Annotated in this window: 24 protein-coding genes; 13 read left to right on the top strand and 11 right to left on the bottom strand. The window is 58.2% G+C overall.

Going from position 1 to position 21284, the window contains the following annotated elements; genetic code table 11:
* Nucleotides 1-4: 4 nt before the first annotated feature.
* Nucleotides 5-967: a hypothetical protein gene (locus AC07W5_RS28000; RefSeq protein WP_495024719.1), complete on the top strand. Its 963-nt coding sequence runs from the start codon at nt 5-7 to the stop codon at nt 965-967.
* A 177-nt stretch (nt 968-1144) separates the two neighbouring features.
* Here AC07W5_RS28000 and bglX read toward each other — a convergent pair whose 3' ends face one another.
* Nucleotides 1145-3409 carry a beta-glucosidase BglX gene (gene bglX / locus AC07W5_RS28005; protein WP_495024738.1) on the bottom strand — a complete coding sequence of 755 codons (2265 nt, stop codon included), beginning with the start codon at nt 3407-3409 and terminating at the stop codon, nt 1145-1147.
* 415 nt (nt 3410-3824) lie between these two features.
* Between bglX and AC07W5_RS28010 the strand changes: the two genes are divergently transcribed.
* Nucleotides 3825-4142: a helix-turn-helix domain-containing protein gene (locus AC07W5_RS28010; RefSeq protein ID WP_494992715.1), complete on the top strand. Its 318-nt coding sequence runs from the start codon at nt 3825-3827 to the stop codon at nt 4140-4142.
* Between the two features lie 56 nt (nt 4143-4198).
* On the opposite strand, the gene AC07W5_RS28015 is transcribed toward AC07W5_RS28010, so the two are convergent.
* Nucleotides 4199-4429: a hypothetical protein gene (locus AC07W5_RS28015; protein WP_495024720.1), complete on the bottom strand. Its 231-nt coding sequence runs from the start codon at nt 4427-4429 to the stop codon at nt 4199-4201.
* A 190-nt stretch (nt 4430-4619) separates the two neighbouring features.
* On the bottom strand, nt 4620-5678 hold the full coding sequence (locus tag AC07W5_RS28020) for an MBL fold metallo-hydrolase (protein WP_495013521.1): 1059 nt from the start codon (nt 5676-5678) through the stop codon (nt 4620-4622).
* 202 nt (nt 5679-5880) lie between these two features.
* Between AC07W5_RS28020 and AC07W5_RS28025 the strand changes: the two genes are divergently transcribed.
* The 3 genes from AC07W5_RS28025 (at nt 5881) to AC07W5_RS28035 (ending at nt 7712) form a co-directional block, all read left to right on the top strand.
* Nucleotides 5881-6489 carry a TetR/AcrR family transcriptional regulator gene (locus tag AC07W5_RS28025; RefSeq protein ID WP_494992713.1) on the top strand — a complete coding sequence of 203 codons (609 nt, stop codon included), beginning with the start codon at nt 5881-5883 and terminating at the stop codon, nt 6487-6489.
* Nucleotides 6490-6826: 337 nt separating this feature from the next.
* On the top strand, nt 6827-7138 hold the full coding sequence (locus AC07W5_RS28030; protein WP_495024721.1) for a diguanylate cyclase domain-containing protein: 312 nt from the start codon (nt 6827-6829) through the stop codon (nt 7136-7138).
* Between the two features lie 34 nt (nt 7139-7172).
* Nucleotides 7173-7712, top strand: a complete 540-nt coding sequence (locus tag AC07W5_RS28035; RefSeq protein ID WP_494992712.1) for a DUF1003 domain-containing protein — start codon at nt 7173-7175, stop codon at nt 7710-7712.
* A gap of 24 nt (nt 7713-7736) precedes the next feature.
* Here AC07W5_RS28035 and AC07W5_RS28040 read toward each other — a convergent pair whose 3' ends face one another.
* The gene (locus tag AC07W5_RS28040; RefSeq protein WP_495024739.1) at nt 7737-8681 is read right to left on the bottom strand and encodes a LysR family transcriptional regulator; all 945 of its coding nucleotides are present in this window, start codon (nt 8679-8681) and stop codon (nt 7737-7739) included.
* A gap of 25 nt (nt 8682-8706) precedes the next feature.
* Between AC07W5_RS28040 and AC07W5_RS28045 the strand changes: the two genes are divergently transcribed.
* From AC07W5_RS28045 to AC07W5_RS28060, 4 genes are all read left to right on the top strand, one after another.
* On the top strand, nt 8707-9426 hold the full coding sequence (locus AC07W5_RS28045) for a CTP synthase C-terminal region-related (seleno)protein (RefSeq protein ID WP_495024722.1): 720 nt from the start codon (nt 8707-8709) through the stop codon (nt 9424-9426).
* The gene (locus AC07W5_RS28050; protein ID WP_494992710.1) at nt 9423-9746 is read left to right on the top strand and encodes an antibiotic biosynthesis monooxygenase family protein; all 324 of its coding nucleotides are present in this window, start codon (nt 9423-9425) and stop codon (nt 9744-9746) included. Before AC07W5_RS28045 ends, AC07W5_RS28050 begins: the two co-directional genes overlap by 4 nt.
* A 172-nt stretch (nt 9747-9918) precedes the next feature.
* Nucleotides 9919-11046 (top strand): glycerophosphodiester phosphodiesterase, encoded by a 1128-nt coding sequence (locus AC07W5_RS28055; protein ID WP_495024723.1) that lies wholly within the window; start codon nt 9919-9921, stop codon nt 11044-11046.
* A 149-nt stretch (nt 11047-11195) separates the two neighbouring features.
* Complete coding sequence (locus tag AC07W5_RS28060) at nt 11196-11510, top strand: PepSY domain-containing protein (protein ID WP_495024724.1); 315 nt, start codon at nt 11196-11198, stop codon at nt 11508-11510.
* Between the two features lie 108 nt (nt 11511-11618).
* On the opposite strand, the gene AC07W5_RS28065 is transcribed toward AC07W5_RS28060, so the two are convergent.
* Both AC07W5_RS28065 and AC07W5_RS28070 read right to left on the bottom strand, forming a co-directional pair.
* The gene (locus AC07W5_RS28065) at nt 11619-11846 is read right to left on the bottom strand and encodes a hypothetical protein (protein WP_495024725.1); all 228 of its coding nucleotides are present in this window, start codon (nt 11844-11846) and stop codon (nt 11619-11621) included.
* A gap of 124 nt (nt 11847-11970) precedes the next feature.
* Nucleotides 11971-13596, bottom strand: coding sequence for a methyl-accepting chemotaxis protein (locus tag AC07W5_RS28070; protein WP_495024726.1), 1626 nt, complete (start codon nt 13594-13596; stop codon nt 11971-11973).
* 279 nt (nt 13597-13875) lie between these two features.
* On the opposite strand from AC07W5_RS28070, the gene AC07W5_RS28075 reads away from it, so the two are divergent.
* The 3 genes from AC07W5_RS28075 to AC07W5_RS28085 all read left to right on the top strand — a co-directional run bounded on the left by AC07W5_RS28075 (nt 13876) and on the right by AC07W5_RS28085 (nt 16794).
* Complete coding sequence (locus AC07W5_RS28075; RefSeq protein ID WP_494992707.1) at nt 13876-14898, top strand: transporter; 1023 nt, start codon at nt 13876-13878, stop codon at nt 14896-14898.
* A 310-nt stretch (nt 14899-15208) separates the two neighbouring features.
* A complete protein-coding gene (locus tag AC07W5_RS28080) occupies nt 15209-16072 on the top strand; it encodes a 2OG-Fe(II) oxygenase family protein (protein ID WP_495024727.1) in 864 nt (287 codons plus the stop codon).
* On the top strand, nt 16072-16794 hold the full coding sequence (locus tag AC07W5_RS28085) for a TylF/MycF/NovP-related O-methyltransferase (RefSeq protein ID WP_494992705.1): 723 nt from the start codon (nt 16072-16074) through the stop codon (nt 16792-16794). The genes AC07W5_RS28080 and AC07W5_RS28085 overlap by 1 nt, the downstream gene beginning before the upstream one ends.
* 198 nt (nt 16795-16992) lie before the next feature.
* Here AC07W5_RS28085 and AC07W5_RS28090 read toward each other — a convergent pair whose 3' ends face one another.
* Entirely contained in the window at nt 16993-17433 is a 441-nt protein-coding gene (locus AC07W5_RS28090; RefSeq protein ID WP_495024728.1) for a multidrug/biocide efflux PACE transporter, read from the bottom strand.
* An 89-nt stretch (nt 17434-17522) separates the two neighbouring features.
* On the opposite strand from AC07W5_RS28090, the gene AC07W5_RS28095 reads away from it, so the two are divergent.
* The gene (locus AC07W5_RS28095; RefSeq protein WP_495024729.1) at nt 17523-18377 is read left to right on the top strand and encodes a LysR family transcriptional regulator; all 855 of its coding nucleotides are present in this window, start codon (nt 17523-17525) and stop codon (nt 18375-18377) included.
* A gap of 160 nt (nt 18378-18537) precedes the next feature.
* Here the strand turns inward: AC07W5_RS28095 and AC07W5_RS28100 are convergent, their stop codons facing one another.
* From AC07W5_RS28100 to AC07W5_RS28115, 4 genes are all read right to left on the bottom strand, one after another.
* The gene (locus AC07W5_RS28100; RefSeq protein ID WP_495024730.1) at nt 18538-19794 is read right to left on the bottom strand and encodes an RNA polymerase sigma factor; all 1257 of its coding nucleotides are present in this window, start codon (nt 19792-19794) and stop codon (nt 18538-18540) included.
* Nucleotides 19794-20285 carry an SRPBCC family protein gene (locus tag AC07W5_RS28105; protein ID WP_495013531.1) on the bottom strand — a complete coding sequence of 164 codons (492 nt, stop codon included), beginning with the start codon at nt 20283-20285 and terminating at the stop codon, nt 19794-19796. Before AC07W5_RS28105 ends, AC07W5_RS28100 begins: the two co-directional genes overlap by 1 nt.
* A gap of 22 nt (nt 20286-20307) precedes the next feature.
* Nucleotides 20308-20655: a YciI family protein gene (locus tag AC07W5_RS28110; RefSeq protein ID WP_494992700.1), complete on the bottom strand. Its 348-nt coding sequence runs from the start codon at nt 20653-20655 to the stop codon at nt 20308-20310.
* Nucleotides 20656-20722: 67 nt separating this feature from the next.
* The gene (locus AC07W5_RS28115; protein ID WP_494992699.1) at nt 20723-21157 is read right to left on the bottom strand and encodes a YybH family protein; all 435 of its coding nucleotides are present in this window, start codon (nt 21155-21157) and stop codon (nt 20723-20725) included.
* Nucleotides 21158-21284 lie beyond the last annotated feature (127 nt).

Genomic DNA, 21284 nt, shown 5'->3' on the forward strand with positions numbered 1-21284 from the left:
GCGAATGAAATTCGACAAAGCCTACTGCCTCAGCCTCGATGAAAAGCTGTCGATCTATGACGTGCGGGATTTGAATTTCGACGAGACGATGGCATTCGATTCGGCCAGGGAAAGCTTTCAATGCCCTAACGATGCATGCCGGGCGGCGTTCGATGCACAGAATGTGTTGGGTACGTTCAATGCGAAGAACGTCAACTATATAAGGACGCCGCACTTCAAGAATGTGCCCAGCACCCGGCACGTTGATGGCTGCCCTTACCTCAGTCCTAAAGCTTTGGCCTCGGGGCTGGATGCCGAGGGCGATAACGATCGGGAGGAACATTTCCCGTCGGAGTTGCTGCTCACCCGTCGCCAATATGTGCGCAAGCCATCCAGTCCGGCGACAGATGTTGCCTCTCCACAGGATGAGCTGAAGACGCCGTCTGCGAACACCACCACGGAGCACGCGCCCCGTGAAACAGCGCCGGACAAGACCAGCGTATTTGCCCATCCGGTGGAATGCTTTGTGTCGAACATCGATGACAAGGAGCGGCTCAAAAGCATGCCGCTCAAGATCGGTGAACAGACAGCGTCCTACTGGTCGTTCTTCAAGAAGATTGAATACCTGCAAGACAACAAAGGGCTGATTTACTGGGGCAAGATCAAAGAGATCAAAGACTACAAAACCAGCTTCCGGATCGATTTCGAGAAGAAGGTCTGGGTCGAGAAGAAGCCTTACTCAGTGAACGTTTACCTGAGCAAACACCTGATTGAGAACTACCGCAAACGCAAAGCCTTCCTGGAGGAGATCAAGAACGCCATTGGCAGCGAGCGGGACCTGTATTGCTTCTTCTATGGCGTGACGCCGGAGTTGAAGCAAGTACCGAGCAAGAAAAACCCCGAGCAGACCTTCGGAGTGTTCAGCGGCGACATTGAGAACCTCGACCACTTCATCATTCGTGAAGCGCCGGGGTTGGAGGCGAAGTAGTCAGCCCAAAAAGAGAGGCCACTGCCGCTACACCCCCTGTAGGAGCCGAGCTTGCTCGCGATGGACGTTAACGATAACGCGTATTTTCTGAATGAATGCGCTGCCCTTGAGTCCATCGTCGGAACGCCGCCCGGAGCAAGCTCGGCTCCTACAGGGGGTGTAGCGTTTGCCTCAAGCCTACAGCAGCTCAAAACTCTGCTCTTTCACATCCTGAGAATCCAGACCGATTTGCACCCGGAACTCGCCCGGCTCGGCGGCGTATTTCAACTGTGTGTTGAAGAACTTCAAATCGCTCTCATCAATGGTGAAGTGGACAGCTTTCTCCTCCCCGGCCTTCAGCATGATTTTTTGAAAGTTTTTAAGTTCTTTGACGGGACGACTGACGGATGCAACGACCTCTCGGATATACAGTTGAACGACCGTTTCGCCGTCGCGCTTGCCGATGTTTCGCACCGTGATGCTGGCATCGACGTTGCCATTGCTCTTGAGTGTTGGAGCCGACAGGGTTACTTCGGACAGGCTGAAATCGGTGTAGCTCAGTCCATAGCCGAAGGGATAAAGCGGACCATAGGATTGATCGAAATATTGAGAAGTGTAGTTGCGAGGCCCACCCGGTATGTAGGGGCGACCGGTGTTCAAGTGGCTGTAGTAACTCGGGATCTGCCCCACGGAACGCGGAAAGGTGATGGGTAGCTTGCCGGACGGGTTGTAGTCACCGAACACTACATCGGCAATGGCGTTACCCCCCTCAGAGCCGCTGTACCAGGTTTCCAGAACCGCATCGGCCTGGTCCTGCTCCTTGCCGATGGACAGTGGACGGCCGTTCATCAATACCAGTATCAGCGGTTTGCCGGTAGTTTTCAGGGCGGCGATCAATTCACTCTGGCGCCCTGGCAGATCCAGGCTGGTTCGGCTTGCCGCTTCATGAGACATACTACGAGGCTCACCCACCACGGCAATCACAACATCGGCTCGCTGTGCGGCCTTGACTGCTTCATCAATCATTTCTGCTGCCGGACGAGAGTCGTTCTCGACTTCGGACACTCCCAGGTATTTAACAACCTCCTGATCCTCCGTGAGATTGGCTCCTCGGGCATAGATCAGCGAGCCCTTGTTCATCGCGCTTTTCAGCCCGTCGTAGATCGTCACGGATTGCGAGGCCATGCCGCTTGCAGACCAACTGCCCATGATGTCGACGGTACTTTTTGCCAGCGGGCCAATAAGTGCGATCGTTCCCTCTTTTTTTAGCGGCAAGAGCCCATTTTCATTCTTCAGCAGCACCAACGTCTTGCGTGCCACTTCACGGGCTTGCGTTCTGTGCAGACGGTTTTCGGCGTTGATATCAACGGGGTCGTCACTGGCAACGCCGATGCGCCGGTAAGGGTCTTCGAACAGCCCCATGTCGTACTTGGCCCCCAGTACTTCCCGCACTGCGTTATCAATATCGCTCTGAGAAATAGCGCCAGACCTAAGCAGTCCTGGTAGCTCCTGACCATAGGAGGAATCGTTCATGCTCATATCAATGCCAGCCCTGATTGCGAGTCTGGCAGCGTCGCGGTCATCCTTCGCAACACCATGCTGAACCAACTCGGTTATCGCACTATGGTCGCTGATGACCAGGCCCTTGAAGCCCCAGGCTTTGCGAAGCAGGTCTTGCATCAACCATGTATTGGAAGCTGCTGGCACACCATTTATCGAGTTAAGCGCCACCATGACCGCTCCCGCGCCACCATCAATCGCCGAACGATAAGGTGGCAGGTAGTCCTGGTACATCCTGGCCAGGCCCATGTCGACGCTGTTGTAGTCGCGTCCCCCCTCGACAGCACCATACAACGCAAAATGTTTAGCGCTGGCCATGATGCTGTCGGGTGCATTCGGGCTTTTGCCCTGATAGGCCTGAACCATCACTTTGGCAATGCGGGAAACCAGATAGGTGTCTTCACCGAAGCCTTCGGATGTGCGCCCCCAACGAGGATCACGGGCGATATCTATCGTCGGTGCAAAGGTCAAATCGACACCGTCCGCACTGGCTTCTTTCGCCGCCGTGCGACCGCTCAACTCGATAGCGTCCATATCCCAGCTGGAGGCCAATGCCAGGCCAATGGGAAAAATGGTTCGATGACCGTGTATCACGTCCCAGCCGAAAAACACTGGTATTTTCAGGCGGCTACGTTGAGCCGCGTCCTGCATGGGGCGGTTTTTGTAACGGGTCACAGAACCGAACATACCACCGACTCGCCCGGCAGTGATCTCTTGGCGCATCCTTTCGGGAGTCATGATGTCATCAATAGCGATCAGCCGTAGTTGGCCGACCTTTTCTTCCAGGGTCATCTGCTCTATCAGGTTAGCCACGAAGGCATCTTTGTTTGACGATGCCATATCGGCCAGGACCGGCAAACTGATAAAACCGATCAGGGTACACAGCAGACGTAGTCTCTTCATGATGCCATTCCCTGGAAAAAACGTTGTGGTGCACACCGCCTGCTTGCCTTTAAAACGCAACCTTTGCGCGTATTGAAATCAGGAAGCTGACGTCCAATTGTTGCTTTTATTGTTAAACGTCAATTGAGCTTTTAGGGTCTTACATAAAATATCGTAGTCGACTGTCAGCTCTTACGGCGAGGCAGCGCTGAAAATTGGCGAAGCAGAGGTAACCGGGCGAATTTTCCGACCTCTGATGCCCAATCAAACTCACTTCACCCACAGACCGACCATCACCACCAGCAAACCGATGTAAACCCTGCCTGAGCGAGAAAAAATAGAATCGATCAAAAAATGAGTTTGATCCGGGCATAAAACAACTGTACAAAAACACAGTATTTTATTGAATCGCCACTCTCGAACCCCGGAGAAAACCATGGCCTCTCTTGCGATGAAAATCACCCTCGAACGTATCGCCCTTCATCAATTCACCCCCGAACACTGCGCACAGGCCCGCGAGCTATTGGGCTGGAGCCTGGAGCAGTTATCTCAGGAATCAGGGGTTTCAATAGCCGCCATCCAGCGGTTTGAAGCCCAAGGGGAGTTGCTGGACGTCACTCGCCTGGCCCTGGCCTATCGGCTGGAAGCGCAAGGTCTGGTGTTTTTCCCGGGCTTTGCGCCGGGCAGAGGCATGAACATCAAAGGCACGACACCTGATCCGGTCGGGCGGGCTGATTACGCGATGATTGAGTGAACACCGATACGAACAGAAGCCGGCTCCGCGGTTGGCGGCAGGCTTCGATCGACGAACTATTGCTGCTTGAAGGCCGGGGCCTGCCATGCCAGAGAGGCTTGCTCATAGCTATAGGCAAGTGCCAGGAGCCTGGCGTCGATCCAGCGCTCACCATAAAAGAAAACCGAGGTTGGCAAACCGTCAGCGTCTATGCCTGAAGGCACTGTGATGCCCGGGTAACCGGACAAGGGCGCGACGAAAATCGCAGGTGATGCAACATCAGCAATCAATGCGTCCAGGTAACGCATTTAGCGCAGTCATCCGGATGAGTGCGGTGAAGTGATATTTCAGAGTTCCATTCATGAATAGACGTCCCGTAAATGCTGAAGGATGAGGGATTATTTCACTCTCTCGGTCAGCCTAGGGCAGGGCTCGGGATAGCCCCCCGAGCCCCTTTCCTCTTCACGTGTATGACTATTCAACCAGACGCGCAGCCTGTCAGGTCAGCGCGTTGTGCTCCGAGCACGGCACACTCTCCACCTCCAGCCACCACGCCCGTCCACGCTGGGGTTGTGTCAGGTTGAACGCTTCACCCATTTGCGGTGTGGTGATGGCGATATTTCGCTCCCAGGCCAGGGCCAGGATGCGGTCGAAGGGTTCGTGCCAGGCGTGCATCGACAGATCGAACGTGCCGTTGTGGATCGGCAGTAACCAGCGACCTTTGAGGTCGATATGCGCCTGGAGGGTTTGCTCTGGCTGCATATGAATATGCGGCCATTCGACGTTGTAGGCGCCGGTTTCCATCAGCGTCAAATCAAACGGGCCGTACTGCTCGCCGATGCGTTTGAAACCATCGAAATAGCCGGTGTCGCCGCTGAAGAAGATCCGTGTATCGCCATCGATCATGACCCAGGACGCCCACAGTGTACTGTTGCCATCGAACAGGCCGCGTCCGGAAAAATGCTGGGATGGTGTGGCGATGAAGCGAATGCCATCCACTTCAGTGCCCTGCCACCAATCCAGTTGGCGCACCTTGCTGGCGTCGATCCCCCATTTGATCAAGGTATCGCCCACACCCAGCGGCGCGAGGAAGTATCTGGTTTTGTCGGCCAGTTTGAGAATGGACTGATGATCGAGGTGGTCGTAATGATCGTGGGACAGGATCACCGCCTCAATCGGTGGCAGTTCTTCCAGGCTGATGGGTGGCTGATGGAAGCGCCGTGGGCCGGCCCACTGCACCGGCGATGCGCGCTCGGCGAAGACCGGGTCGGTCAGCCAGAACTTGTCGTGCAATTTGAGCAGCACGGTCGAATGGCCGAGACGGAACACGCTGTGATTTGGCGCAGCCAACAGTGCTTCGCGGGTCAAGGCTTGTACAGGGATAACCCCGGCCGGGCGAGTGTTGCGCGGTTTGTGGAACAGCATGTTCCAGAAAATCCGCAAGGTTTTGCGAAAGCCTTCGCGCGGCACTGCTACAGGGTTGCGGTAATGACCTTCGTCCCGCAAAGAGCCTTTGAGGCTGGGGGCGCTGTCAGCGCGAGATGAGAGAGTGGCCATGATTGAGGTGACTCCAAGGAAACCGGTGAGGTTCCGGTGCTCCGTTGTTGGACGATAACTGGCCAACGCATGCACGCATTAGCCGCAAACTCTATTTTTTACCGCGCAATTACACTGCACAGTGTAGTTTCAAGATTGCAACAAACGAGAGAATAAGTAAACTGCGAAGTGTAATTTTCATTTCACCCGCCGAAGCCTATTTATGACAGCTGCACTGCGCCTCACCGACCGAAAACGCGAAGCCATCGTCCAGGCGGCCATTGTCGAATTCCGGACCAACGGTTTCGACATCACCAGCATGGACAAGATAGCCGCCACGGCCGGCGTTTCGAAGCGCACGGTGTACAACCACTTCCCCAGCAAGGAAGAGCTGTTCGCCGAGATCCTGAATAAATTATGGACCAGCATCAGCACCCAGCAGGACACGATCTACCGCAGTGATCTGCCGCTACGCGAGCAGCTGGAAGTGTTGTTGCGGGCCAAACTGCACATGCTGGCGGACAACAACCTCCTCGACCTGGCGCGTGTGGCAATTGCCGCCACGATCCACTCCCCCGAACGGGCCCAGGATATGGTCGCCAGGCTGGGAGAGCGTGAAGAGAGCCTCACCGTGTGGATTCGCGCGGCCCAGGCCGACGGCAGGTTGAAACCCGTCGACCCGTGTTTCGCCGCGCAACAGGTGCAGGGGCTGATCAAGGCATTCGCCTTCTGGCCACAAATCTCCATGAACCAGCCAGTGCTGTCACCCGAGATGCAGACCACCGTTGTAGCGTCTGCAATGGATATGTTCCTGGCCTGCTATCAGCTGTAGTCCCGTCCACCCGGGGAGGATTCCCTGGGGCCCTTCCTCGCCTGCTCTGCTGGGGGCGGCCTTCGCCCCTGACAACCAGTACGCTTCAGGTCTATGCCTGCCTGCCGATGCTGACGCTCTACCCGCTGGCGGTAGGCACGGTGTGTTACCAGCTGGCAATCAAGTCAGTTAAGCGAACGCTGCCCCTTGTAGGAGCAGCCGGTCGACGCTCGATTGCTCGCGATGACGTTAACGATAACGCGTGTTTGCTGGATAAACGCGTCGCCCTCAGGTCCATCGTCGGAGCGCCGCCCGGAGCAATCGAGCGTCGACCGGCTGCTCCTACATTTTGCCGGACATGCCTCTGGAGCAAGCCAGGGAGTTCGTGGAACGCTTGCGTGAAGTCTTCAGCAACTACCGCAGCCAGGAGATCCCTGAGCTTGAGGTGAGCTTGAGCATTGGTCTTGCCGCTTACCAGTTACAGTTCGAGGATGCCGCGATATGGCTCAACGAGGCGGACAAAGCGCTGTACGCCGCGAAAATCACCGGGCGCAACAAAATCAACGTTGCCACGAGCGACCCGGTCAGAGAACCCGCGATTGCCCGTCTGGCACAAGCCCACTGGATGCCCTTAGAGGATTTCCTCAATCGTGGGTACTCGGGGCTATAGTAGACCCCAGTCCCACGGCATTGCAGAGAGCACTATGAACTCAGTCAAACCCGAAGCAGAGCCTGGCTCTGAAGTCGATCACCTGCGCTTTCACCGCCCTCACGCCCATCTGGCGCCGACCTTCGGCACTGACAGTTTTGCCTTGAAGGCTGAAGCCTTTGCCCGTTTTTTCGGGACGCCGACCTTCCTCGGCGCGCAAACACTGATTGTCGCACTCTGGATTGGCGTCAACCTGGCTGGACTGACGAATTTCGATGTCTATCCGTTCATCCTGCTGAACCTGGCTTTCAGCCTCCAGGCAGCCTATGCCGCGCCGCTGATTCTGCTCGCTCAAACTCGCCAGGCGGCACGGGACAAAGCCCATTCCGATGCGGATGCCCTGCACCGTGAAACCCTTGCCCTTGCCAACGCCGAACGGCAGGTACAAGCCGCCCAGACCACAGCACAACTACTGGAATTACTTGAGCAAAACACCCGTTTGACCGAGATGACCAAGACCCTGACCGAGCGCATCGAAAACCTGACCTCCGAAATGCATCAGCATTTTGTGCGCAAGGATGAGCCCAAGGTTTGAACCCATCGCGCCGGAGGAGCAGAACTAAGGCAAACGGACGCTGCGCGCCAGTTCATCGAACAGCGTCACCACCGAGCGCAAGGTGCGGCAGTCCGGGCGGGTCAGCAGCCATAGACTGGTGTCGTAACCGTGCAGGGGCTCACTCAAGGCTTGCAGTCCCGATTCACCGATCAGGAAGTCCGGCAGCGCCGCGACGCCCAACCCGGCACGCACCAGTTCGGTGACCGACAGCATGCTGTTGCAGCGGTAATTGGGCAGCACGCCGGGCAACTGCTGACGACGCCAGGCCACGGTTGGATGATCCGGCAGGAAGTCATCCGGGGCGATCCAGGCAAGCCTGGCCAGGTCACTGGGGTCGACCGATTGCAGGTAAGCCGCACTGGCGCAAACCCGGTACGACACCGAGCCCAGGCACCGCCCGACCAGATGCTGCGGCGGTGTGCAGGTCAAGCGCAAAGCGATGTCGGCGTCGCGGCGGCTGAGGTTGGCAAAATCGTTGGACGTACTCAATTCGATGGTCAAGGCCGGATATGCCGGCATGAACTGCGCCAGTGCCGGCAAAAGCAAACCTTGCAGGACCGAATCGGTGCAGGTCAGGCGGACCGTGCCACTGATAACTTCCCCACCTTGCTCCACACCAATGCGCGCCGCGTCCAGCGCTTGCTCGGCACGCTCAGCCTGTTCGGCCAAGGCTTGCGCCATGCTGCTCGGTAGATAGCCTGCGCGGCTTTTCTCGAACAACTCCTGACCCAAGGCGGCTTCCAGTCTGCGCACCGCACGAAATACCGTCGACACATCGACCTTCAACAGCGCTGCTGCACGGGCCAGAGAGCCGCCACGCACCAGCGCCAGGATCAGCGACAGGTCCGGGTAATCGAGTTGATAGTGCGTTGATGCATTGAGCATTTGGGTAAACGCCAATATTGATTGCGTGAGCGCCAATCTATAGTGGGCTCCAGGAATCAACAAGCCTTGGCCGCACCAGGAGAACCACATGCAAACCCCTTCAGATAAGCCCCTCATCCATATCGCTCTGATCGGTGACTACAACCGCGATGTCATCGCTCACCAGGCGATCCCGCTGGCGCTGACCATGGCGGCCGAGAACGCCGATATGAAGGTGCAGTTTGAGTGGCTGCCCACCGATAGCATCACATCGGCCACCCAGCTGAATGTCTTCGACGGTTTCTGGTGTGTGCCGGCCAGCCCTTACCGCGATGTGGACGGCGCACTCCTGGCCATCCGTTATGCCCGCGAACAACAACGACCCTTTCTGGGGACCTGCGGCGGTTTTCAACACGCAGTGCTTGAGTACGCGCGCAACGTGCTCGGCTGGGCCGATGCCGAGCATGGCGAGACTTCACCGGACGCCGCCCGCGCCCTGGTCACGCCGTTGAGTTGCTCGTTGGTCGAGGCCGTGGACGGTATCCGCCTGGTCGAAGGTTCGTTGATCGCCAACGCCTATGGCGCACTGCAAATCCGCGAAGGTTATCACTGCCGGTACGGCGTCAATCCCGAGTTCGAAACGCAGCTGCTGACACAAAGCCTGCACGCCACCGGACACGACTCGGCGGGTGATCTGAGGAGCGTCGAGCTGCGCGGTCATCCGTTCTTCGTCGCCACGTTATTTCAGCCCGAACGCGCCGCACTGGCCGGCACGCCCCCGCCTCTGGTCAGCGCATTTCTCAACGCCTGCGCGGGGAACCCGGCATGATCGCCAAGACACCAGCGACGCCCTACTACGCGGTGATTTTCACGTCCCTGCGAACCGAGGGGGATCAAGGCTATGAGCAAGCCGCCGGGCGCATGCTCGAGCTGGCCCGCGAGCAACCGGGATTTCTCGGTGTTGAGTCAGCCCGCGGTGAAGACGGGCTCGGCATTACTGTTTCCTATTGGGCCAGTGAGGCCGCAATCCTCGCCTGGAAACATCACGCCGAACACACCGAGGTCCGCGAGCAGGGGCGCTCGACCTGGTATGAGGCTTGTCATACACGGGTGTGCAAGGTTGAGCGCGCTTATCGGTTTGAGAAATAGTCGAGCGTCGGGGGGCGTTAACTGCCGGGCCAACGAGTACTGCACAGAGCCGCACAAAAGCACTGAAATACCGGCTCTGACACACGTAATGTCGGTATGGCGATAGCACAAGTGGCGTTCAGTTGTTAAAAGGTAATCCTTGGACATCGCTCTCTATGAAAGGACTTCGAATATGCCCGTCACCTTCCGCAAAAGTGCCCTGTTGCTGAGCCTTATGCTCGGCCTTGGCCAGGCACAGGCCACCAGCCAGCCGAGCCCGACCGCTCTGGCCAGCGCCATAGGTGTTCCACACCCGGCGGTCATTGCCCACCGTGGCGCATCCTTCGATGCGCCGGAATCAACCGCGGCCTCCTACAAACTGGCGCGTGACCTGGGTGCCGACTACCTGGAAATGGACCTGCAACGCAGCAAAGACGGTGTGCTGTTTGCCCTGCATGACAACAACCTGCAACGCACCACTGACGTTGCCAGTAAATTTCCCGAGCGCAAGGACAGTCCGGCCAACGAGTTCACCCTGGCCGAACTGAAAACCCTGGATGCCGGCAGTTGGTTCAACAAGGCGTACCCGGACCGTGCGCGCCCCTCGTATGTGGGCCTGAAGATCCTGACCCTCGACGAAATCATCGATATCGCGCAAGGCAACCCGCAGCACCAACCCGGGCTGTACATCGAAACCAAAGAGCCAAAGCAGTTTCCGGGTATCGAACGTGACCTGAAAGATAAATTGCAGGACCGTGGCTGGTTGAGCCCGACCGGCTCGAAACTGGCGAAAAGCGATTTGGCGGTCGGCCAGGGCAAAGGCAAGGTCGTGCTGCAAACCTTCGAGAAGAGCAGCCTGGAACTGCTGCAAAAGGAAATGCCGCAGGTACCGAAAATCCTTCTGCTGTGGGTCGGTGAAGGCAGTATCGAACCCAAATCCAATGTCAGCTTCGCCGCCAGCGGTGAAAAGGACAAGGCCGCCTGGTACGCCAGACAGGAACCCAGGGACAAAGCCGAATTCGAGAAATGGGTCAACTACGCCAAGGCTCAAGGCGCCATCGGTACAGGACCTTCGGCAGCCCTGACCACAGGTGGCGATCAAAGCTATTCGGACCTGGTGCAGCCGTGGATGAACACCTTCACTCACGACAAAGGTCTGTTGGTGCATGCCTACACCATCGACGAACCGGTGGATTACAAGAAGGTGATGGACGCCGGCGTTGATGGCATCTTCACCAACCGCGCCAGCGAGCTGCTCAAGTACTTCAAACGCCCGGCGCCGGCCAGCGTCGCGCAGTTGCTTGAGGCTAACGGCTATTAAATGATCAATCGGCCGTGAGCCGGGGCGTATAGCGCCCCATGCAGGAATGGGCGAACGGAACCGTCAGCGCTGAGGTGCAATTAAGGGTGAATTAAGTTCGGCGGACTACGCTGGTCCCACTTAAACAGTTCACCCCAAGGAAAGAACTCATGAAAACGTTGACTGCCCTGTTCGCCGCTGCTGCCTTGACCCTGACCGCCGGCCTGGCCCGGGCTGACGTGCGCCCGGATCTGATTCCGGGTCTGCTCAAAGATGGCAGCATCATGGACCTGGAAAAACTCAACCAGGCCGCCCTCGCCCAGCATCCAGGAGCTACGGCAGCCAACATCACCGACACCGGGCTTGAGAAAAAAGGCGCGGATTACGTCTACCAGGTCGAAATACGCGACGCCAAAGGTGTTGAGTGGGACGTGCACCTGGACGCCAGGACCGGTCAGGTGCTGAGCAACAAACAAGACAAGTAACGGGAACACTGTAAAAGCCGCGCGACCTTTGGGTCGCGTGGTTTTTTTTGCGTTTTAGCGCAAAACACAAAGCCCGCGTTCGCGCTCGATCACCGCCGGCTCCCGACGTTATGCCGAGGTACTGACCAACGAGCCCGAGGTGCTGCTGCTCGAGCTCTGCAAGGCTTGCAACAGCGCGGCAGTAGCGGTCTGCAATGAGCCTGAGGTGGCTGAGCTACCTGCTGCCGTTGACGAGGTGCTGTCGGTCTTGCTGGTGTCGGCACTGTCAGTGATCGTGGTTTTGCTGGACGTTGTAGAAAGGCTCTGATTGATCGAAACGGAAGTGACGCTGACCATGGGTGGTTGATCCATGTGAGTCTAGGGATAACCTCCTCATCGACGTAAGCGGTACAAGCTTGAGATTTATCGTGTACCGGCCCGGATACCGAGCCGATACACAATCACGCCTGGAGGTGCCCGGTCATGCACTCAGACGTGCAGTCACCTCGTTCAGTTGCCCCGACAACCCGTGCAGATTCTGGCTCGCCGCTTCGGTGCGCTGCACGTTATCCAGGTTAGTACTGGCGATGCAGGTGATCTCGGTGAGGTTGCGCGAAATATCTTCGGCGACCGAGGTCTGCTGTTCGGCGGCGGTGGCGATTTGGCGGTTCATGTCGCGAATCGCTTCCACCGCCACAGTGATGCGCTCCAGCATCGCACCGGCCTGAGTGACCTGTTCGACGCTTTCTTCACTGCGCGACTGGCCACTCTCGATCGCCTGGGCCGCATCCACTGCGCCGGTTTGAACGGTCTGGATGATTTGATTGATCTCGATGATCGACGCCGCAGTGCGCTGAGCCAGGCTGCGCACTTCATCCGCGACCACGGCAAACCCACGCCCGGCCTCACCGGCACGGGCCGCTTCGATGGCCGCGTTGAGCGCCAGCAGGTTGGTCTGTTCGGCGATCCCGCGAATCACTTCCAGCACCTTGCCGATGCGCCCGCTGTCGGCCTCCAGACGCCGGATAACCGTAGCGGTATTGGCGATTTCACCGCGCATTTGAGTGATGGTGTGAATCGTCCCCTGCATGACCTTTTCGCCCTGCCGAGCAGAGTGATCGGCATCATCGGCAGCCCGCGCCGCGTCGGCGGCGTGGCGGGCGACTTCCTGAACGGTGGCGGACATTTCGTTCATCGCCGTGGCGACTTGATCGGTGCGGTTGAATTGCTCGTTGGTACCGTGGGTCATGAGGCTTGCAATGGAATTCAGCTCACCGCTGGCACTGTCCAGATCCGAGGCACTGCGCTGCAAATGGCTGAAGGTTTCTGCGAGAAAATCCCTCAGTGTATTGGCGGCAACGGCCAGCTTGCCCAACTCATCCTGACGATTGCTCGCCACCCGCTCGGCAAAGCGACCCTGACTGAGTTGCGCCACATACTCGATCAGCTTGCGGATCGGCTCCACCAGATGGCGGTTGACCAGCCACAGGCTGAACAGACCGATCAACAGGCCCGAAGCAAGCATCACCACAATTGCCAGCAGCACCGTGCGATCGGCGCTGGCGCTGATCAATGTCGATTGCTCGGTGCCTTGCTTGCGTAACTCGTTGACCAGCTCGCCCATTTGCTCGCTGGCGGCGCGGTCCACACCTTTGACCGCAGCGTCTCCGGCCGTTGGATCAGCACCTGCCGCCAGATAAGCGTCGCGGCCCTTCTGATAGGCCGTGCCCAAGACCCGGTGTTCCTCACGCAGTCGCTCGATGCGTGTCTTGAGCTGTGCATCGATTCCAGGTTGGCTGGCCAGCTGGCCAAGAATGCCCTGAACATCGCGTTGGCGATCTTCAAACTGCGTCCAGTACTTGTCCAGGTCAGCCGGCTGCTTGCCACGCAGCAGTACGTTTTTCCATTCCTGTACCTGAACTTTGAATTGCAGGTTGGCCTCATCGATCAGTTGTGAGGTGTGCAGCGGGCCTTCGATCAGATTGTGATAGCTCTGAACACCGCTGGAGAGAAAGTGAAAGCACGCCAGAGCAATCAACAGCATCGCAATCAAGCTGCCGCTCAGCATTGCCAGAATTTGAGCTCTCAGGGATTTTTGCAAAAACATCGAGTGGGATCTCATGACAGGGATAAAGCAGGCCATCTAGGGGCATGCATGACGTCTAGACATCCCTGTCACCAACAACCAGGCCTATGGCCAAAACACGAAAGATTACGTGAGCGTGATCGGCGCGCTGTTCGCATTCTTTAAAGGGTTCCGACCACTGGTCATCGCTCACTCGCCCGCGTCGCCAAACTGTCACAAAACCGTCAAACAGCCTTGCCATGATGCGGTTCAAGTGAGCCTGTGAAACGTCCTACAGGCACCTCCCGCCAGCGAGACTCCATGAACCACAGTATCGACCAACGCCATCGCGACTCTGATCTGTTCGGCCTGCTCTACGGTTTCAGTTTTCGCCCCGGCGAACGCGGCCGTGAAATCGATTCGGCCAAGGCTCTGGAATGCTTGAAACAACCCGCTGACACAGACGAGTTTCTCTGGTTGCACCTCAACCTGGCCCACGCCGCCTGCGAGCGCTGGATGAAAACCCATCTGGATTTGCCAGAAGAATTCTTCGAAGCGCTGCATGAAGGTTCACGTTCTACACGCATCGAACACGTCGATACGGCGCTGCTGGCAGTGGTCAACGATGTGGTGTTCAACCTGAGCAGCATGGTGTCTTCGGACATCTCGACCCTGTGGGTCTGCGCCCGCAGCCGCCTGATCATCAGCGCCCGCCTGCAACCCTTGCACTCAGTGGACAAGCTGCGTTCCTCGGTCAAGGCCGGTGAACGCTTTCGCTCGCCACTGGAACTGCTGGTACATCTGCTGCGTGATCAGGGCGAAGTGCTGACCCAGATCGTGCGCAAAACCAGCATCAGCGTCGACCAGATCGAAGACCAGCTATTGTCCTCGCGCCTGTCCACCAACCGCGCCGAACTGGGTACAAACCGCCGGGTGCTGGTGCGCCTGCAACGCTTGTTGGCGCTTGAACCGGGGTCGTTGCTGCGGCTGCTCAACCGCCCACCGCAGTGGCTACAGAAGGAGGACGTCAAGGAGCTGCGCAAGTCCACGGAGGAGTTTGCGCTGATCATCAACGACCTCACGGCCCTGGGCGAACGCATCAAACTGCTGCAAGAAGAAATCGCCGCCAACCTCAACGAACAAAGCAACCGCACCCTGTTCACCCTGACCGTGGTCACTGTGCTGGCGCTGCCGATCAACATCATTGCCGGCTTCTTTGGCATGAACGTCGGTGGCATCCCGCTCTCGGGCGACCCCGAGGGCTTCTGGATTCTGGTGGCACTGGTGGCGACCTTTACCGTGCTGGCCGGGCGTTGGGCATTTCGCAAGCGCCAGGATTATTGAGTCAAGCGGGCTTGCACAATCCCTGTAGCAGCTGCTACGGATCGCGTTGCGGCTGGGGCTATCGGGCAGTTTGTATTGGCTGTTTACGCAGTTGTTCCAAGCCTCGCTCAACAACTGAAAAAATCCCGGACCGGGCAATCGGTTCGGGATTTTTTATCCAGCGAATCAGACTCAGGCAAGCGCAACACGCATTTCGTCGAAAAATCAGCGTATTAACGACCTTTTGCTCCAGCATCCGCTGGATTGCACTTCAGTTTGTTACCTTTGTGCCGACTCTTTAGAGACCCAACGTATTCAGGAGGGGGAAACCGTGAATTTGTATATTAATCAGCTTCAGAACAAAGCTGACTTCAAAAGCGCCATCTACGCTGGCGATATCTTCCTGAACACCCAGCTCAACGCAGCCAAAGAACTGTGCGCATTCGCCCGGCAAAGCATCACCGCGGCGTTTGACGGCGAGACTGATCACCAGTCCCTGCACACGCTGATGCCGGTCGAAGAATTCGTCATCCAGGTAACCCGGCTCAAGGGCCAGTTCACCAACAGTCTGCAGGTCAAGGAGCTGATTCGCGCCTTCACCCTGGAAATTGGCGCCGACCCCAAGGACTACATTTTCGATGTGCCGCGCATCCGCGTGGTGCCGAACTACGACTACCTGCACGCCGGCATCAGTTATGCCTACAAACCGCACCGGGACACCTGGTACGGCGGCGTGGACTGCCAGATCAACACCTGGATGCCGGTTTACACCATCGCCCCGGACCAGACCATGATGATCAATCCGGGCTACTTCGATGTGCCGGTGAAGAACACCTCGGCGCAGTGGAGTTTGTCCGACTGGATCAACGTACAGCGTGAGCGAGCCAAGGACAACGTCAAAGAAGAAGTCCGCGTTCACCCGGTGCCGCTGGAAGAGATCAACACCTCATCGGAAATCCGCGTCGCCGGTAACACTGCCGAGATGCTGATTTTCTCTGGCTCGCACCTGCATGGCACCGTCCCCAACTACACCGAACAGACCCGCTTCAGCGTGGACTTCCGGCTGATGCACCTCGATGACCTCAAGCACAAACGCGGCGCAATCAATGTCGACAGCGAGTGCCCGGATGTCGGGGCCGGCTTCAAAGACTATTTGCACGTCCACGATTTCTCGAATTTTTCAGGAGCCAAATAATGACCAAGCGTCGCCTTACGCCTGCCGAGACCGAATACAACGAAACCCGTGCCAACGTCCTGAAACGGGTCGACGCCGAGTATGTGGCCGATGCGCCATACGTGTTCGCCAACCGCATTGGCGTGACCGCAGCATTGTCGCGCATGGAGTTGTTCAAGAAAGTCGCCGAGATACCGGGCGCGATCATTGAGTGCGGCGTGTACAAGGGCAACTCGCTGATGCTCTACATGCACTTGTCGATGATTCTGGAACCCTACGCGATCAACCGTTCGATCGTCGGTTTCGACACCTTCGAAGGTTTCACCAGCATCAACAAGGACGAAGACCCGACGGACATCAACGAGAACATGTTCTCCGACACCGACCAGTCGCTGATCCAGGACATGATCGACGCCAACGACTTGCTGCGTCCGGTCAACCGCATCCCGCGTTGCGAGCTGGTCAAGGGTGACATCTGCAAAACCGCACCGGAGTACGTCAAGTCCCGGCCGGACCTGGTCGTGGCCATGCTGATCCTCGACACCGACCTCTACGAGCCGACCAAAGTCGCGCTGGAAACCTTCCTGCCGTACATGCCAAAAGGCGCCATCGTGGTGCTGGACGAAGTCGCCTATCGCAACTTCCCGGGCGAAACCAAAGCCCTGCGTGAAGTGTTCGACATGAACAAGATCGAACTCAAACGCCTGCCGTTCGATTCCTGCGTGGGTTACTTCCACATCTGATCGCCCTTTTCAGGCTCGGCACAACCCCTGTAGCAGCTGGCGCAGCCTGCGTTCGGCTGCGCAGCGGTCGTAAATCCTGCCTCCACGGTTAACCTGAAAAACCGCGGTGTCGGATTTTACGACCGCTGCGCAGCCGAACGCAGCCTGCAGCAGCTGCTACGGATCGCGTAGCGGCTTGACTGACTAGCCGCGAAGGCGTCATCCGCGAGATGGCTCTCGGCGTAACATCATCCTCTCGCGCACCACGTCATACGCCCAGTGGTAGACGTAGGTGTACGGCAGGAAAAACAGCAACACGCCGATGTCCAGAATCAGTGCCTGCAACAGGCTGATGTTCAGCCACCAGGCCACCAGCGGCACGCTGACGACCACCAGACCGCCCTCGAACAGTAACGCATGCAACATGCGGGTCCAGCCATTCTGGACCATGGCGAAACGCTCGCGCATGCGGTCGAACATGCCATTGAAGAGCACGTTCCAGCCCAGCGCGATAAAGCAGTTGGCGACGGTCACCACGCCCATGTCGAACAATGGCTTATCCATCAACCAGGCGAACAGTGGGGTGCACATCAGCACCGCGAAGACTTCAAAGCCAATGGCCTGGAAAACCCGTTCAGTCAGGGATTTTTGGGTACTCATGATCAGACTCTCTGGGTAACGATGGTTGCCATCATTGCCCACCAGCCCGATACTTCATAACCAATAACCATCGATCAAGGCGATAGTTCATGGCATCTCATGAAGTGCTGCTGGCCTTTGTCCAGGCCGCGACCCAAGGCTCGTTCTCTGCGGCCGCACGCAAACTGGGCAAGAGCCAGTCGACCATCAGCGCGGCCGTCGCCAGCCTGGAAATCGATCTGGATGTGATTCTGTTCGATCGCAGCAGCCGCAAACCCGGCCTGACACCCGCCGGGCATGTGATGCTGCAACGTGCCGAAGACATCCTGGCTGCGACCAGTCGGCTGGAAATGGCCGCCAGCCAGCTGTCACAAGGCTTCGAACCGAAGCTGACCGTGGCCATTTCCGACACCTGGCAGTCCGACCGTTTCGAGACGTGCTTGAGCGAGTTCGAGCAGCGTTACCCGGACCTGGAACTCGAATGCCTGATCGCCGAATGCGACGATCTGGTGGCGCTGGTCCAGCGTGGCCGGGCGCAGATTGCCTTCGCCGAGATGCAGCCGAGCTATCCGGCGGACCTTGCCAGTTCGACAGTCGACGAACGCACGGAAATCGCCTTGTTTGTCTCTCGTGAGCATCCACTGGCCGCGCTGCAAAGAGTCGACAAGGACACCTTGCAACAACACCGCGAGTTGCGTCTGGCGACCATCGTCAACCCGTATGAAACCCGCGCACAAGGCCGGGTCTGGTCGGCACCGAGTTATTTGATGCTGCTGGAAATGGCTCAAGGCGGTTTTGGCTGGGCACCGTTACCGCGCTGGCTGGTGGGCCGCTTTGGCGCAGGCTCGCTCCATGAACTCACCGTGCGCGGCTGGCCACGGCCGGTGGCGGTGGATGCACTGTGGTCACGCCTGCATCCGCCGGGGCCTGCGGGGAGTTGGTTGCTGGGGAAAATGCTGGAGTGAAACCGTTCGTAGAACCTGTTGTGGTCGCGCAGAGAACACCCGTAGGAGCACGGCTTGCCGGCGATGGCGTCCTTGAGATCACCATCGCGAGCAAACGGAGCACCGCCCGGCTGGCTCCTACAAAAAGCCATTTATTTCATTCAATGCGCTATTTTTAGTTCTAGTAAAAGAACGGTTTCAGCGCTTCAAGCCGCCGCTCGATAAACCGCCGTTCCGGTACTTGCCGAGTCAACTCCAGGGCACGCTGATAAGCCTCTCTGGCCTGCTCGACGCGCCCGAGCTGCCGGCAGAACTCCGCCCGGGCCGAATGTGCCAGGTGGTAATCGAGCAGCTCGCCTCGCGCCAGAATCCCCTCGATCAACTCCAGCCCCGCCAGCGGTCCATCACGCTTGGCCAGGGCCGCCGCGCGATTGAGCTCGATCACCGGCGAAGGCACCGCCCGCAGCAATACGTCATAAAGCCCGACGATCTGTACCCAGTCGGTTTCCTCCGCGGTCGGCGCTTCGGCATGTACCGCGGCGATCGCGGCTTGCAGGCAGTATGGGCCGAAGCGACGGGTGCTCAGCGCCTGCTCCACCAGAGCGCAGCCTTCGGCGATCAGCCCGGCATTCCACAGCGAGCGGTCCTGTTCATCCAGCACAATCAGTTCACCCGAGGCCGAAGTCCGGGCCGGGCGTCGCGACTCGTGCAGCAGCATCAGCGCCAGCAGCCCCATGACCTCGGGCTCCGGCAGCAACTCCATCAGCAAACGAGCAAGGCGTATGGCCTCGGCGGTCAAATCTTCACGCGTCACCTGCTCGCCCATCGAGGCCGAATAACCTTCGTTGAACACCAGATAAATCACCCGCAACACGCTGTCCAGACGCTCGGGCAGTTCGGCCATGGACGGCACTTGATAGGGGATCTTCGCGTCACGAATCTTCGCTTTGGCGCGCACGATGCGCTGGGCAATGGTGGCCGGTGCCGTGAGAAAGGCCCGAGCGATTTCCTCGGTCGTCAGGTCGCAGATTTCCCGAAGCGTCAACGGCACCTGAGCATCCGCCGCCAAGGCCGGGTGGCAGCAGATGAAGATCAATCGCAGGCGATCGTCTTCCACGTCTTCCTCGCTCCAGTCGGTCTCTTCGAGCTCTTGCACCTGGCTGACCAACGCCGCCCCGGATGCGCTGAAACGCGCCCGCCGGCGCAACCCGTCAATGGCCTTGAAGCGCCCGGTAGACACCAGCCAGGCGCGCGGATTAGCCGGCACGCCATCACGCTGCCAACGCTCGACCGCGACGAAGAAAGCTTCATGTAATGCCTCTTCGGCGAGGTCGAAATCGCCGAGCAAGCGAATCAGGGTCGCGAGTATCCGCCGTGACTCGGTGCGATAAACCGTCTCCAGCTGTGCCTTGACCGCCCCGCTCGCCTCGCCCGGCATCAGTCAGTCATGCCTTCGGTCACCAGCGTCACCAACCGGTCCAGGCTTTGTCCCCAGCCTTCATGAAAACCCATCGCCTCGTGGGCCTGGCGATCCTCTTCAGTCCAGTGCATGGCGCGCGCGGTGTAGAGGGTTTTGCCATCAACTTCCTCAAGAGTCACCTCAGCGCTCATGAAGGGTTTGCCCGAAGGAATCCAGCCCGGTTTGAAGGCATCGGTGAAGACAATCCGCTGTGGCGCGACGATCTCCAGGTACACCCCCTGGGTCGGATATTCCTTGCCATCCGGCGCGCGCATCAAGGTGCGAAACAGACCACCGACCCGCAGGTCTATTTCACATTCCGGCGTGGTCATGCCATGGGGCCCCCACCACTGCACAAGCAACTGCGGTTCGGTCCAGGCACGGAAAATCCTGCTGCGGGGCGCATCAATCAAACGGCTGATGGATAACTCGAATTCAGCAGGTTGTGGTTGAGCCAATTGAGCGTTCATCAGGGTCTCCTGCTTATGATTGTTATGAGGGATTCAATTCACGTACGGGGCGCACTTCGACACTGCCGACCCGGGCCGCCGGAATGTTGCCGGCGACCTGGATAGCCTCGTTGAGGTCTTTGGCATCAATCAGATAGAAGCCGGCCAATTGCTCTTTGGTTTCAGCGAATGGCCCGTCGGTGATCGACAGCTTGCCGTTGCGCATGCGCACGGTGGTCGCGGTCTGCACTGACTCCAGCGCCTCGGCGGCGAGCATCCGGCCACTGCCCTGAACGGACTCGGCGTAGGCCATGCACTCAGCGTCTTTCGGGCTGTCAGGCAGGCTGTGCAACAGATGCTCGTCGCTGTAGACCAGGCATAGGTATTTCATGAAGTTCTCCGTCATCAAGCTGATCAACTATGGCTGCTGATTCGAGGTTTGGCGAAAATCCCGACGATCAGGGTTGCAGATCGAACAACGCCGTACCACTCATCATGTCGAACGGTGCCGACCAGTGCTCATGCACCACCAACCATTGGCCATTGATGCGTTGATAACCGGCGGTGACCCGCATCCAGCAGGCTTTGGTTTCACCTTTTTCGTCCGTCCCGCCGCAATGGGCCAGCCAATGGGCAAAAGCGATGTCGGCGGCCGGCACGACGTGCAACTGGTGAAACTCGAAAATGCCGGGACCGGGGCAGACTTTCATGCACTCTTGCCAGTGCGCACGGTAGGCCGCTTTGCCCTTGAATTGCAGCGCGGTCACGGCGTCGAACGAAGTGATGTCGTCGGAGTAATAGCTGACGATTTTGTCGATATCCTTGGCGATGACGGCTTGCTGCCAGGTCTCGATCAAGGCGCGGATTTCAATTTCAGTGTTGTGAGTGTTCACGAGGGTTCTCCTTGCGATTGGTTTGCACAGGCTCATCGGGCGGCCTGATTAGTGGCACTTGAATCGTGAAGGCACCCCTAGTCGTATGGCGCACACCGAAATCGACAAGTTCGACGTGTTGCCACAA

Source organism: Pseudomonas sp. GW821-FHT01E05 (assembly GCF_059422425.1).

Coding starts and splice junctions, on each gene's coding strand:
- AC07W5_RS28045 (WP_495024722.1), top strand. CDS start 8,707: ATGCAAACCCCTTCAGATAAGCCCCTCATCCATATCGCTCTGATCGGT.
- AC07W5_RS28075 (WP_494992707.1), top strand. CDS start 13,876: ATGAACCACAGTATCGACCAACGCCATCGCGACTCTGATCTGTTCGGC.
- AC07W5_RS28010 (WP_494992715.1), top strand. CDS start 3,825: ATGGCCTCTCTTGCGATGAAAATCACCCTCGAACGTATCGCCCTTCAT.
- AC07W5_RS28000 (WP_495024719.1), top strand. CDS start 5: ATGAAATTCGACAAAGCCTACTGCCTCAGCCTCGATGAAAAGCTGTCG.
- AC07W5_RS28065 (WP_495024725.1), bottom strand. CDS start 11,846: ATGGTCAGCGTCACTTCCGTTTCGATCAATCAGAGCCTTTCTACAACG.
- AC07W5_RS28110 (WP_494992700.1), bottom strand. CDS start 20,655: ATGAAATACCTATGCCTGGTCTACAGCGACGAGCATCTGTTGCACAGC.
- AC07W5_RS28105 (WP_495013531.1), bottom strand. CDS start 20,285: ATGAACGCTCAATTGGCTCAACCACAACCTGCTGAATTCGAGTTATCC.
- AC07W5_RS28090 (WP_495024728.1), bottom strand. CDS start 17,433: ATGAGTACCCAAAAATCCCTGACTGAACGGGTTTTCCAGGCCATTGGC.
- AC07W5_RS28050 (WP_494992710.1), top strand. CDS start 9,423: ATGATCGCCAAGACACCAGCGACGCCCTACTACGCGGTGATTTTCACG.
- AC07W5_RS28030 (WP_495024721.1), top strand. CDS start 6,827: ATGCCTCTGGAGCAAGCCAGGGAGTTCGTGGAACGCTTGCGTGAAGTC.
- bglX (WP_495024738.1), bottom strand. CDS start 3,409: ATGAAGAGACTACGTCTGCTGTGTACCCTGATCGGTTTTATCAGTTTG.
- AC07W5_RS28060 (WP_495024724.1), top strand. CDS start 11,196: ATGAAAACGTTGACTGCCCTGTTCGCCGCTGCTGCCTTGACCCTGACC.
- AC07W5_RS28085 (WP_494992705.1), top strand. CDS start 16,072: ATGACCAAGCGTCGCCTTACGCCTGCCGAGACCGAATACAACGAAACC.
- AC07W5_RS28055 (WP_495024723.1), top strand. CDS start 9,919: ATGCCCGTCACCTTCCGCAAAAGTGCCCTGTTGCTGAGCCTTATGCTC.
- AC07W5_RS28035 (WP_494992712.1), top strand. CDS start 7,173: ATGAACTCAGTCAAACCCGAAGCAGAGCCTGGCTCTGAAGTCGATCAC.
- AC07W5_RS28015 (WP_495024720.1), bottom strand. CDS start 4,429: ATGCGTTACCTGGACGCATTGATTGCTGATGTTGCATCACCTGCGATT.
- AC07W5_RS28095 (WP_495024729.1), top strand. CDS start 17,523: ATGGCATCTCATGAAGTGCTGCTGGCCTTTGTCCAGGCCGCGACCCAA.
- AC07W5_RS28025 (WP_494992713.1), top strand. CDS start 5,881: ATGACAGCTGCACTGCGCCTCACCGACCGAAAACGCGAAGCCATCGTC.
- AC07W5_RS28100 (WP_495024730.1), bottom strand. CDS start 19,794: ATGCCGGGCGAGGCGAGCGGGGCGGTCAAGGCACAGCTGGAGACGGTT.
- AC07W5_RS28070 (WP_495024726.1), bottom strand. CDS start 13,596: ATGTTTTTGCAAAAATCCCTGAGAGCTCAAATTCTGGCAATGCTGAGC.
- AC07W5_RS28020 (WP_495013521.1), bottom strand. CDS start 5,678: ATGGCCACTCTCTCATCTCGCGCTGACAGCGCCCCCAGCCTCAAAGGC.